Annotated in this window: 14 protein-coding genes; 10 read left to right on the forward strand and 4 right to left on the reverse strand. The window is 49.9% G+C overall.

Annotated features, from left to right (window positions below; all coding sequences use genetic code 11):
• Positions 1 to 207: 207 nt before the first annotated feature.
• From EH228_RS00275 to htpX, 4 genes are all read left to right on the forward strand, one after another.
• Positions 208 to 708 carry a GAF domain-containing protein gene (locus EH228_RS00275; RefSeq protein ID WP_152319704.1) on the forward strand — a complete coding sequence of 167 codons (501 nt, stop codon included), beginning with the start codon at positions 208 to 210 and terminating at the stop codon, positions 706 to 708.
• Positions 709 to 804: 96 nt separating this feature from the next.
• A complete protein-coding gene (proQ, locus tag EH228_RS00280; RefSeq protein ID WP_152319705.1) occupies positions 805 to 1,491 on the forward strand; it encodes an RNA chaperone ProQ in 687 nt (228 codons plus the stop codon).
• Between the two features lie 19 nt (positions 1,492 to 1,510).
• Entirely contained in the window at positions 1,511 to 3,538 is a 2,028-nt protein-coding gene (gene prc, locus EH228_RS00285) for a carboxy terminal-processing peptidase (RefSeq protein ID WP_152319706.1), read from the forward strand.
• 247 nt (positions 3,539 to 3,785) lie between these two features.
• Positions 3,786 to 4,667, forward strand: a complete 882-nt coding sequence (gene htpX, locus EH228_RS00290; RefSeq protein WP_152319707.1) for a protease HtpX — start codon at positions 3,786 to 3,788, stop codon at positions 4,665 to 4,667.
• 45 nt (positions 4,668 to 4,712) lie between these two features.
• Here htpX and EH228_RS00295 read toward each other — a convergent pair whose 3' ends face one another.
• Positions 4,713 to 6,095 carry an MFS transporter gene (locus EH228_RS00295; protein ID WP_152319708.1) on the reverse strand — a complete coding sequence of 461 codons (1,383 nt, stop codon included), beginning with the start codon at positions 6,093 to 6,095 and terminating at the stop codon, positions 4,713 to 4,715.
• A gap of 195 nt (positions 6,096 to 6,290) precedes the next feature.
• Here EH228_RS00295 and kdgR point away from each other — a divergent pair, with 195 nt between their 5' ends.
• On the forward strand, positions 6,291 to 7,082 hold the full coding sequence (gene kdgR, locus EH228_RS00300; RefSeq protein WP_152319709.1) for a DNA-binding transcriptional regulator KdgR: 792 nt from the start codon (positions 6,291 to 6,293) through the stop codon (positions 7,080 to 7,082).
• 41 nt (positions 7,083 to 7,123) lie between these two features.
• Here the strand turns inward: kdgR and EH228_RS00305 are convergent, their stop codons facing one another.
• Positions 7,124 to 7,360 carry a YobH family protein gene (locus EH228_RS00305; RefSeq protein WP_152319710.1) on the reverse strand — a complete coding sequence of 79 codons (237 nt, stop codon included), beginning with the start codon at positions 7,358 to 7,360 and terminating at the stop codon, positions 7,124 to 7,126.
• A gap of 260 nt (positions 7,361 to 7,620) precedes the next feature.
• Here EH228_RS00305 and EH228_RS00310 point away from each other — a divergent pair, with 260 nt between their 5' ends.
• The 5 genes from EH228_RS00310 (at position 7,621) to rlmA (ending at position 10,932) form a co-directional block, all read left to right on the forward strand.
• Positions 7,621 to 7,893, forward strand: coding sequence for a YebO family protein (locus EH228_RS00310; RefSeq protein WP_152319711.1), 273 nt, complete (start codon positions 7,621 to 7,623; stop codon positions 7,891 to 7,893).
• A 29-nt stretch (positions 7,894 to 7,922) separates the two neighbouring features.
• A complete protein-coding gene (locus EH228_RS00315; RefSeq protein WP_420841435.1) occupies positions 7,923 to 8,927 on the forward strand; it encodes an MBL fold metallo-hydrolase in 1,005 nt (334 codons plus the stop codon).
• Between the two features lie 637 nt (positions 8,928 to 9,564).
• Positions 9,565 to 9,657, forward strand: a complete 93-nt coding sequence (locus EH228_RS20350) for a DUF2627 domain-containing protein (protein WP_240116200.1) — start codon at positions 9,565 to 9,567, stop codon at positions 9,655 to 9,657.
• Positions 9,658 to 9,718: 61 nt separating this feature from the next.
• Complete coding sequence (gene cspE, locus EH228_RS00325) at positions 9,719 to 9,928, forward strand: transcription antiterminator/RNA stability regulator CspE (RefSeq protein ID WP_001062678.1); 210 nt, start codon at positions 9,719 to 9,721, stop codon at positions 9,926 to 9,928.
• 167 nt (positions 9,929 to 10,095) lie between these two features.
• Complete coding sequence (gene rlmA, locus EH228_RS00330) at positions 10,096 to 10,932, forward strand: 23S rRNA (guanine(745)-N(1))-methyltransferase (protein ID WP_152319713.1); 837 nt, start codon at positions 10,096 to 10,098, stop codon at positions 10,930 to 10,932.
• Here the strand turns inward: rlmA and EH228_RS00335 are convergent.
• Positions 10,913 to 11,371 carry a DUF986 family protein gene (locus tag EH228_RS00335; protein ID WP_152319714.1) on the reverse strand — a complete coding sequence of 153 codons (459 nt, stop codon included), beginning with the start codon at positions 11,369 to 11,371 and terminating at the stop codon, positions 10,913 to 10,915. The two genes, rlmA and EH228_RS00335, sit on opposite strands and share 20 nt — an antisense overlap.
• A 97-nt stretch (positions 11,372 to 11,468) precedes the next feature.
• Positions 11,469 to 12,332, reverse strand: a complete 864-nt coding sequence (locus EH228_RS00340) for a PTS mannose transporter subunit IID (RefSeq protein ID WP_152319715.1) — start codon at positions 12,330 to 12,332, stop codon at positions 11,469 to 11,471.
• Between the last annotated feature and the right edge of the window lie 3 nt (positions 12,333 to 12,335).

Raw genomic sequence — 12,335 nt, forward strand, 5'->3', positions numbered from 1 at the left:
CAGGTCGCAGGTGGAGGGCTGGGTTAGGCTTTTTTTTCATCGCCATAGCGGTAAATTGACCTGTCCCGATCATGCTCAAATGCTCCAGATGGATAAGGGTATATTAACTAACGCAATGATTCACCTTGTCCGGTGGGATATTTAATGTTTATTTTATCAGTCGGGGTCATGATGGGCTCTGTAACACGTTTCCACAATGGTTAAAAAATGACAAAAGCAGAATTTTACTCGGACCTGAACCGTGATTTGCGCGCACTTATCGCAGGTGAGGACAGTTTTCTGGCGGCGATGAGCAATTGTAGCGCACTTTTATACGAACGCCTGGAGGGGGTTAACTGGGCTGGTTTTTATTTGTTGACTGAAGCGGATACGCTGGTTTTGGGGCCTTTTCAGGGCAAAATTGCCTGCGTACGCATTCCGGTCGGCAAAGGGGTTTGCGGCACAGCGGTCGCCGAAAACCGGATTCAGCGAGTAGACGATGTGCATGCATTCCCTGGTCATATTGCCTGTGATGCTGCCAGTAACGCTGAAATCGTACTGCCGCTGGTGGTGAATGGTCAGATAATCGGTGTACTGGATATCGATAGCGTGGAATATAACCGCTTTGATAGAGAAGACGAAGTGGGGCTGTCAGCCTTGGTTCACGGGCTGTGTGAGGTACTTGCCGGGTCTGATGTGGAAAAATTTATTCACATGAAACGCAGCTAAAGTGCTGGATCACGTAGCATTTGCCGATTGGGTCATTATAATGACGCCTGTTCATGCCCGTGCTGATTGGCAAACCCGTTGTAATCAGGAAATTTCATGGAAAATCAACCCAAGTTGAATAGCAGCAAAGAAGTCATCGCCTTTCTGGCCGAGCGTTTTCCCCAATGCTTTATTGCCGAAGGCGAAGCCCGACCGCTTAAGATCGGAATCTTTCAGGATTTAGTCGACCGTGTACAGGGCGAAATGAGCTTGAGTAAAACTCAACTCCGTTCCGCGCTGCGCCTCTATACTTCGAGCTGGCGTTATTTGTATGGCATTAAAGCTGGCGCTACCCGTGTTGATCTGGACGGCAATGCCTGCGGCGTTCTTGATGAGCAGCATGTTGAACATGCCCGTAAACAGCTCGAAGAAGCTAAAGCGCGTGTCCAGGCTCAGCGTGAGCAGCAACAGGCGAAAAAACGCGAAGCCGGTGAAGAAAAAACTTCCCGTCGCCCCCATAAGCCCGCTCGTAAGTCTTCAACTGAAGGGGACCAACCTTCTCGTCAGACTCGCGGTAAACCACAGCGTAGCCATGCTGAGCACCCGTCTGGTGCCGGGCGTCAGCCGGCGCGTGCGAAAGCCGTTACCGATACAACCACATTACAGGTGGGGCAGAATATTAAAGTTATTGCAGGCAAAAGTGCGATGGATGCGACCATTCTTGAGATAACCAAAGATGGCGTTCGGGTCCAGCTGGCTTCCGGTCTGGCAATGATAGTACGCGCAGAACATTTGCAGTTCTGATACGGAGGCCAATCAAGGCATGAACAATTTTTTCAGAACCACCGTAATGGCCGGATTGCTGTTGGCTGGTAACGTTTTCGCTGCGGAGACGATTACGCGCGAAGATCAACTTCCTCAGCTGCATCAGGAGCCGCAACATGCGACGGTTAGTGAGCGTGTTACCGCGCGTTTTACCCGTTCTCATTATCGCCAGTTCGATCTGGACCAGAATTTTTCAGCGAAAATTTTCACTCGCTATCTGAATCTACTTGACTATAACCACAACGTTCTGTTGGCATCGGATATCGACCAGTATGCCAGTAAAAAGACCACATTAGGTGATGAGCTGAAGAGTGGTAAGCTGGATGTCTTTTACGATTTGTACAATCTGGCGCAGAAGCGACGTTTTGAACGCTATCAATACGCGCTCTCGGTGTTGAACCGGCCAATGAATTTTAATGGCAACGATACTATTGATATCGATCGCAGCAAAGCTCCGTGGCCGAAAACCACCGCAGAGCTGAACCAACTGTGGGATGCCAAAGTCAAATATGATCAGTTGAGCCTGAAGCTGGCGGGCAAAAATGATAAAGAAATCCGCGATGTGCTGACTAAACGTTACCAGTTTGCCATTCGTCGTCTGGCCCAGAGCAACAGCGAGGATGTGTTCCAACTGGCAATGACCGCTTTTGCCCGCGAAATCGATCCGCATACCAGTTATCTGTCGCCGCGTAATACCGACCAGTTTAATACTGAAATGAGTCTCTCTCTGGAAGGTATCGGCGCGGTACTGCAGATGGATGATGACTACACGGTGATCAACTCCATGGTTGCTGGCGGTCCGGCGGCAAAAAGCAAAGCCATTACCGTTGGTGACCGCGTTATCGGTGTGGGGCAGCCAGGTAAGCCGATTGTGGATGTGGTTGGCTGGCGTCTTGATGATGTTGTCGCGCAGATCAAAGGTCCGAAAGGCAGTAAAGTTCGACTGGAAATACTGCCTGCAGGCAAGGGCAGTAAACCCCGGATTATTACGCTGACGCGTGAGAAGATCCGCCTTGAAGACCGTGCAGTGAAAATGAGTGTGCATAATGTCGGCAAAGAAAAAGTCGGCGTACTGGATATTCCGGGCTTTTATGTTGGTCTGACGGACGATGTGAAAGTACAACTGCAAAAACTGCAGAAGCAGAATGTTGACAGTATCGTTATCGACTTGCGTACCAATGGCGGCGGTGCGTTGACTGAAGCGGTTTCGCTTTCCGGCCTGTTTATCCCAAGCGGCCCGGTCGTTCAGGTTCGGGATAACACCGGTAATGTGCGCGAAGACAGTGATACTGATGGCATTGTGTATTACAAAGGTCCGCTGGTGGTATTGGTTGACCGCTTCAGTGCTTCTGCTTCGGAAATCTTTGCTGCGGCAATGCAGGACTATGGCCGTGCGCTGATTGTTGGCGAGCCGACTTTCGGCAAGGGAACCGTCCAGCAATATCGCTCGCTGAACCGTATTTATGATCAGATGCTGCGGCCTGAATGGCCGGCGCTGGGTTCGATTACCTATACCATCCAGAAGTTCTACCGTATCAATGGCGGCAGTACCCAGCTCAAAGGTGTGACGCCGAACATACTGATGCCTACAGGGGTGGAAGCCGTTGAAACCGGTGAAAAGTTTGAAGATAACGCGTTGCCGTGGGACAGCATTAAAGCGGCGAACTACACCAAAACGGGTGATCTGCAGCCGCTGTTGCCGCAACTGATTAAATTGCATCAGGAGCGTATTGCGAAAGATCCTGAGTTCCAGTACATCCTGAAAGATATTGCGCGTTTCAATGCCACTAAAGATAAGCGCAATATTGTCTCTCTGAACCTTGCCGCGCGTGAGAAAGAGAACCACGAAGAAGATGCGCTGCGTCTGGATCGGATCAACGCTCGTCTACAGCGTGAGGGCAAAAAGCCATTGTCGAAGCTTGAAGACCTGCCGAAAGACTATAAAGAGCCTGATCCGTATCTTGATGAAACGGTCAATATTGCCCACGACCTGGCGCAGCTTGAAAAATCGCAGTCAACTAAATAACCCCACAGGGCACAGCACAGTCTGTGCCCTTTATTTACCTGTCTTTTCTTTTATCCCTGTTCATCTTCACTTTTCCTGACAGCGGGCTGACAGGGAATGTCACCCGGTGTAAAGGGGTGATCGACAAAATGTAAAGTTATGTTTTTTTAGGGACTTAAAGCAGAAGAGTGCTTGAAATGTTTGGTCATGACCATAGGATAGTCATTCGCCAGGAGCGAAATTTGTTAACTGAGGAAGATGATATTTTATGATGCGTATTGCGCTTTTCCTGTTGACCAACCTGGGCGTTATGTTGGTCTTTGGGCTGATTCTTAGCCTGACAGGGATCCAGTCAGGCAGTGTACAGGGTCTGATGATTTTGGCGGGGCTGTTTGGCTTCGGCGGTGCGTTTGTCTCATTGCTGATGTCGAAATGGATGGCATTGCGTTCTGTTGGTGGTGAGGTTATTGAGCAACCACGCAATGAAACGGAACGCTGGCTGATGCAGACTATCGCGCATCAGTCACAGCTGGCGGGTATCGGCATGCCGCAGGTTGCCATCTATCATGCGCCGGATATTAATGCTTTTGCCACGGGAGCGCGTCGTGACGCGTCGCTGGTCGCTGTGTCCACCGGATTACTGCAAAACATGAATCGGGATGAAGCCGAAGCGGTACTGGCGCATGAAATCAGCCATATTGCTAATGGTGATATGGTCACCATGACCCTGATTCAGGGCGTCGTGAACACTTTCGTTATCTTTCTTTCGCGCATCATCGCGCAGATTGCTGCCGGTTTCCTTTCAGGAAATCGCGATGAAGGTGAAAGCAACAACGGTAATCCGCTGGTCTACTTTGCGGTATCGATGGTGCTGGAACTGGTGTTTGGTATCATCGCCAGCATCATCACTATGTGGTTTTCGCGCCACCGTGAGTTCTATGCTGATGCCGGTTCCGCGAAACTGGTTGGTCGTGAGAAGATGATTGCCGCGTTACAGCGCCTGAAAACCAGCTATGAGCCGCAGGAGGCCAGCAGTATGATGGCGTTATGTATCAACGGCAAATCGAAATCACTGGGTGAGCTGTTTATGTCGCATCCGCCACTGGACAAGCGTATTGACGCTCTACGCAGCGGGCGGTATTTGCAATAGGGAATATAGGGCGGTAAAAAGACCAGGCTTGAAAGCCTGGTTTTTTTATGCCCGGTCAGTGTCTAACGGCTGGGTAATGCGTAACGCACTGACCAGGGCGGCGAGAGTGGCGAAACTTCCAGCCAGCACCAACGAAGCGTGAGTCCCCCGGGTGTCGAAGAGGTTGAACATCAGCGCGACCAGCGCGGCTCCACTGGTCTGGCCCAACAGCCGGGCGGTACCGAGCATCCCGCTGGCGCCGCCACTGCGACGCGAAGGGGCGGAGGAGATAATAGTATGGTTGTTGGGGGATTGAAACAAACCAAAGCCAGCACCGCATAGCGCCATTCGCCAGATAATATTGAGATCTCCGGGCGCGCTCGGGAGCAGCGCCAACGAGAACAACCCAGTGGCAAACATCACCAACCCAATCGCGCCAAGTAGACCGGCGTGATAATACTCAATCAATCGGCCGGCAATGGGAGCCATCACCATCGTGGCCAGCGGCCAGGGGGTCAATAGCAGGCCGGTTGACACTTCCCCCCGTTGCAATACGGTTTGCAGAAAGAATGGCAGCGACACCATCGCTAACATTTGGGCGCAGAAGGAACAGACCGATGTGCCCATCGAGAGTGAAAAAATGGGGATTCGCAGCAAATCGACCGGCAACAGTGGGAAAGTGAGATGTAACTGGCGACGAATAAAGAAGAAACCGACAACCAGCAGCCCGACGACTTCCAGTAGCACCAGTCTGATATTCTGGCCTTGGGCGAAGCCGCTCAAGGCTGAAATCAATAGACCGAAGGTGAGGGCGTTCATCAGCGCGCTGGGCAGATCGAAACGCTGCTCTTTATTTTTCTGACTGTTATCCGGCAGGAAACGGAATGCGAGATATAACGCGGCTACTCCTACAGGCACGTTTATCAGAAACAGCCATCGCCATGAGGCTACTGATAATATGACGGCTGCCACCGTTGGTCCGGCGGCGGTTGATACGGCGACAATCAGAGAGTTGAGGCCCATTCCCCGGCCCAGATAGCGCTGTGGGTAGATAATCCTGATCAATGCGGTATTCACACTCATCAATGCTGCACCGCCAAAGCCCTGTAGTACTCGGGCAAAGGTCAGCGTTTCCAGCGAATGCGCCAGGGCGCAAAACAGCGAGGTACAAGTAAACAGCACCAGACCACACTGATAAACCCGCCGATAACCAACAATATCCCCGAGAAATGACAGCGAAAGCAGCGAAATAATGATCGCCAGTTGATAGGCATTAACGATCCAAATTGATTCCGCCGGACTGGCTTGTAATTCGCGGGCGATAGTCGGCAAGGCAACGTTAGCTATCGCGCCATCAAGTACGGCGACGGTAATACCCAGAGCAATGGTAAGAATAGCGCCGTAGCGTTGTGGGAAGGGGAGACCATCTTGTTGTGGTGTCTGCGACATATTTCGAAATTGTCAGGGGAGTGAATATCATTATGCTAATGATTTTTCACTGACTATAGCAACACGATAACGCGACAAAACTATCAACAGATGTGTCCGTTCTAATTTACGGTCAGGCGTTGCGTCAACCATGTCGCCATATATATAATGAAACCGCTGTTCCATTTTTTATAAAACAACTAACAAGGTCTGCTCATGGCGAAGGACGATATGGACAAACAACCGGATTCGGTCTCTTCAGTGTTGAAGGTTTTCGGTATTTTACAGGCGCTGGGTGAGGAAAGAGAGCACGGTATTACTGAACTCTCACAGCGTGTAATGATGTCCAAAAGCACCGTTTACCGCTTTTTACAGACGATGAAATCTCTCGGCTATGTCTCGCAGGAAGGGGAATCAGAGAAATACGCGCTGACCATGAAACTGTTCGAATTGGGGGCGAAGGCGTTACAGAACGTTGACTTGATCCGTAGTGCGGATATTCAGATGCGAGAACTTTCGCGACAGACTCGAGAGACGATTCATCTTGGCGCGCTGGAAGAAGACAGCATCGTTTATATTCATAAAATTGACTCGTTATATAATCTGAGAATGTACTCGCGCATTGGTCGTCGCAACCCGCTGTACAGCACGGCTATTGGGAAAGTGTTGCTGGCTTGGCGTGATCGCCATGAGGCTGAGGAAATTCTTTCGCATGTGGTTTTCACCCCCAGTACCGCACGTACTCTGACCAGTAAAGAAGCGTTATTATCAGCGCTGGACAAGGTACACTCTCAGGGGTTTGGTGAAGATAATGAAGAGCAGGAAGAGGGATTACGCTGTATTGCCGTGCCGGTATTTGACCGTTTTGGTGTAGTGATTGCCGGCCTCAGCCTCTCTTTCCCTACGATCCGCTTCTCTGAAGAAGGAAAAAGCGGTTATGTGAAGATGTTGCATGAGGCAGCAAGACGAATTTCTGAACAGATGGGTTACCACAGTTATCCGTTTTAGATAAAAGTGGGCCAGCATAATGCCGGCCCGCTCATCCATCATCAGTTATCGATGACTTCAGTGCTTTTTCTCAACAGTGGGCACTTCGTCACCCCGACTATCCCGCTGTCTGTATGCAAATACTGTGCGATGACCATGCCGCGAGCCGTGAGGTATTGACACTGTAGCCCCATTCCGGCGACGTTTTTGGTGCTTGCTGTTAGCACGCCATAGCCGGTGACAAGTAGGGCGAGCCAGATAATGACCAGCAGAGTGACAATGCGAACGATAAATCTCATGAATTCTCCTTATAAACCGTCATACTTCAAACAGCGAGTGTATGGGGGTGTTTAGATTTTACCTCACTGTCGGTGGTTAAATATCAATAAGTTGTGATGATACGCATAATTCGAATTGAGAATACACAATCCGTGACGTTTTGACTGCGCGAACGTTCTGAAATTGATGTTAGCTGGCTATCAATCCGTGTACGACCGGGTAGACTTTTGCCCGGTTGATGGTCGCCAGGACGCAAAGAAAATTGTAATTTGAGGCAATTATGAATGAAATAGCAAATGGCGCGGCAGGTGTCGCGTCGATAGGGTTTACGGTCGCGTTAGTGATTGTGGCGTTGATTGCCTGGTTTTTTATCAACCGGGTCAGTGTAAAAGCAACCCGGCAAGTGCGCTTACTCGAAGCGTTACTGGAAGAACAAAAGCAGCAGAATGTATTGTTACGACGCCTGGCTGATGCCATGGATGACAGTAATAAAGTGCCAGGAGGCACACAGGATGACAATAATGATTTTATTCGTTTGATTCCGGAACGTTAATTGTCCAACTTAAGGATGAAGCTTTTATAATGTGGTTAAATCCCTGGTATGATCCCCTCAAGGCGCATCACACGCCTGATGGTTTTTGCAATATCGATGAGGACCCGCAGCAGCGAAGCGATCTGAAACGTTGGCGCAAAGCGCGTAAAGCTGAAGGGTTGCCTTTTCCCCCGGCACAAGGCTATGCCCGTTTTACCGAACAATGGTGGCAGCCCGCGGATCTTTCCGGTGAGGATTCGGCGATTTGGTGGTTGGGGCATGCTTGTCTGATGCTGCGTTTAGCCGGGAAATATATTCTGATTGACCCGATATTGTCGAAGCGAGCTTCGCCGGTGAGCTTTTACGGGCCGTCGCGCAAGACGCCAGCCCCGTTAAAGATAGAGGACTTGCCATCACTGGATTACGTACTGATTTCACACAACCACTATGATCACCTTGACCGGCCCACGATAAAAAAAATACTTAAGTTCTTTCCTGATGTGCTGTTCGTGGTGCCGCTCGGGCTAAAGCCCTGGTTCATCCGGCTTGGCGCAACGCGTGTTGTGCAGCTTGACTGGTGGCAAAGTACCGAAATGGCAGACGGGACGGTCGTCCATGCTGTTCCAGCTCGCCACTGGAGCATGAGGACGCTGTGGGATCGCAATCGTTCATTATGGTGCGGCTGGGTACTGCGACATAAAGGACTGAATATGTGGTTTACCGGTGATAGTGGTTATGCGGAAACTCTATTAGAGATACCGTCCAGACTGGGGCCCTTCAATCTGGCGGCTTTACCGATAGGCGCTTACGCCCCAAAATGGTTCATGAAGGGGAAGCATATGGATCCGGAGCAGGCGGTATTGCTGCATCAGGCGTTGGGACAGCCACTGAGTATTCCTATCCATTGGGGCGTATTTGAACTGGCCGATGAATCACTTGATGATCCACCGAAAGTTTTATCTGCCGCGATGCAAGCCGCGGGTATGGATGAGGCTCGTTTCCAGGCATGGAGAATTGGGGCAAAAAGAACGTTGAATAATTTAAACCAGGAATAATCTCAGAACATTTAAATTAGTCTGTGACAGAAATGAGAACTGCATCTAATAATTAAAATATATTACCGACAGGGCCAGTAATTAATAGAAGCGTTTTTATGCATTTAAATGGGGCAATCTGAATGACACTTTCCTGTTTTTGGTGCAATTAAAATGGACATTTATCAAAGGGTTCTTTGTGTTTCGCCATAGTTGACCAATTTTTAACTTATGATCGTGGTGTTCAAATGATTTTTATGCGTAAGCAATGACATAATTGTGCAATAAACTCAGACTATGCTGACGGCAACGTGAAGTCGGGTGAACAGTCTTGGTGAGCGATGATAATCATCACATGGTGAGTAACGGTTGGGCCTGCGTACCCGACCTGAGTCCAGGTCGCAGATGCGTTGGCCCCGGTTCGCTTATCTGTGTGAATCGGGCCGATCTCGTTTACCGCCGTCTTGCGACCTGGATTATTTAGGCCATAGAATTCGGTTTTACCGTTACGTTATCAGTAATCCATACGTAATGTGTGATCCATGCCAAACCCGTTTCAATTGTGTGCGACATCTCTATCACTGTTTAAAAATGACTTGCCATTAATAAACGAATATGTAATAACGCTTTCTGGGTTAAACGAGGTACAGTTCTGTTTATGTATGGCATCTTCAGTAAAGAAGTTCTGAGTAAAGACGTTATGTTGAATACCGCTTCCTTGCCGAGCCTTAATTCGTGCCTCATGCAGTAGTGTCTCTGGTTTTTCTGTACGTAAGCCCTCGGGCGAATTAACACACTAAGGAATTTGCAAAATGGCAAAGATTAAAGGTCAGGTTAAGTGGTTCAACGAGTCTAAAGGTTTTGGTTTCATCACTCCTGCTGACGGTAGCAAAGATGTGTTTGTACACTTCTCTGCAATCCAGGGGAATGGTTTCAAAACGCTGGCTGAAGGCCAGAACGTTGAGTTCGAAATTCAGGATGGTCAGAAAGGTCCTGCAGCAGTGAACGTTACCGCTATCTAATTTTCGAACTGAGCCTGTTATTGCCCGCATGGCGTGTAATCAGGCAATACTCTGAATGTCAAAGCCCTGCCAGAAATGGCAGGGCTTTTCCTGTGGCGGCGAGAAAATCTGCCGCTGCTGACTGCTTTCCGGTAAACTGCCGTCTTCAATGTTGCCGGAGAAGTGTTATGTCGTATCAGTGCCCCCTTTGTCATCAGCCCTTACGCTTTGATACGGCCGCCTGGCGCTGTGAGAACCGGCACCAGTTTGACTGCGCTAAAGAGGGCTATGTCAATCTGTTGCCGGTACAGCATAAAAGATCCCGCCAGCCTGGTGACAGCACCGATATGCTACTGGCGCGGCGTGAATTTCTCGATGCCGGGCACTATCAGCCACTCCAACAGAAGGTATGCGAACTTTTTGAGCGTGTACTTTCAAACTCCGGGGTCAGTCTGCTGGATATTGGTTGTGGAGAAGGCTACTACACCCATGAGGTGGCTAAACGTCTGCAGGCGCGGGGTGAGGCGAAAATTTATGGCCTGGATGTTTCTAAGGTCGCGGTGCGATTTGGCGCTAAGCGTTATCATAATGTCGAATTTTGTGTTGCTTCCAGCCATCGCCTGCCATTTGCCGCCGCTCAGTTTGATGCTGTTCTGCGTATTTATGCTCCCTGCAAAGCGGAAGAGCTGGCCCGGGTTGTGAAAGATAATGGCTATGTCCTGACTGTGACGCCGGGGCCACGTCATTTGATCCAGTTCAAGGCGCTGATTTATCAGGATGTGAAGCTACATGATGAAACACCAGAACAGATGGACGGTTTTGAACGGGTGGAGCAGCACTCGCTGAACTATCCACTGTTACTGAACAGTGAAGAGTCAGCCGCGTTGCTGCAGATGACGCCGTTGGCATGGCGTGCGCGTCCGGAAGTTTGGGGCGTGTTGGTAACCGCCAGTGAGTTTGTCTGTGAAACCGACTTTACGCTACGCTTATGGCGGCGCAAGGCGCCTAGCGCTGCTCAACCATAAACTGGTAAATGTTTTCCAGGTCATCCAGTTTTCTGACATGGATCAGTAAGCGGCGTTTTTCCAGTTCAATGACCAGAATGCCATCTTCTGACAGGTTCATGCTTTTAATCCGGCGGTAAGCAATAAAGATATTGGCGTAATAAAATCCCCCGGCCTTGAACAGCAGTTTGGGGCTGCGGAACCAGAACAGATAAAGTGAGACAAATATCAGTACCAGTAACAGGGTGGTGGTTATCTGCGGGCCGTGATTATGCACATTTTGATACAGCAAAAGGGCAATCAGACCGACGAAAATCAGACTGTCCAGCTTATTTCTCCGCTGCAGCAACACCTTCAACCCCGTTTTGCCGTTCAGGCGATCGGTAATCAGCTCGTCGTAAATCGCGTACAGTAGCAACAAGGTGATAAATAGCACGATGACATAATCAGTCAGTGACATTTTTTTTCCTCTAAAAAAACAGCCGGGATCGTTTTGCTCAAAGCGATTCCGGCTGGTCTCTGATAAATGCCGGGGATTAACGCCCCGGCATCGGTTATTACACGCCTAACAGGCCTATCCAGTAACCGAAGATACCGATAGCAAAGAAGCCCATAATAATCCATAGCGCATTCACTTTATTGCGCAATAACCACATACAACCAAATGTCAGCAGCAATGGGATCAATCCCGGCATCAGTTGGTCCAGAATAGACTGCACGGTGGTGACGGTGGTTTTCCCTGTCTGATCAGTAATACGCGAGACGACCAGCGGTACGTTTACGTGTGTCCACTTGTTGACCAGGGCCCCCATGACAAAGAGGCCAAGAATAGACGCGCCTTCGGTCAGTTTTTGCAGGAAACCGCCACTCATGTCGCCGACAATGTCCACACCTTTACGATAGCCGTAAGCCACGCCGTAATAGCGAATCAGTAAACGGACCAGATTGAACAGGATGAAGAATAACAGCGGCCCCAACAGGCTACCGCTCATGGCGATACCCGCCCCCAGAGCCGCGAACACGGGACGAACGGTCCCCCAGAAGATAGGGTCCCCCACACCGGCCAGTGGGCCCATTAGCCCGACTTTAATGCCGTTGATGGCCGCATCGTCGATAGGGGCGCCATTGGCGCGTTGTTCTTCCATTGCCATCGTGACCCCCAGTACCGGGGCAGCCACATAAGGATGGGTGTTAAAGAATTCCAGATGGCGTTTAATTGCCTGGTGGCGATCATCATTATTCTCAGGATACAGGCGACGAATTACCGGGACCATTGAATAGCAAAAGCCCAGTGCCTGCATACGTTCGAAGTTCCATGACCCCTGAAACAGGTTAGAGCGGATGAACACGCCACGAATATCACCCGGAGTTAGTTTTTTCTGCGTGCCGACAGGCGTAGTAGTTGTTGTTGTATCAACCATTTT

It is taken from the genome of Erwinia endophytica (genome assembly GCF_009295515.1).
In the GTDB taxonomy this organism is placed as follows: Bacteria; Pseudomonadota; Gammaproteobacteria; order Enterobacterales; family Enterobacteriaceae; genus Erwinia; species Erwinia endophytica.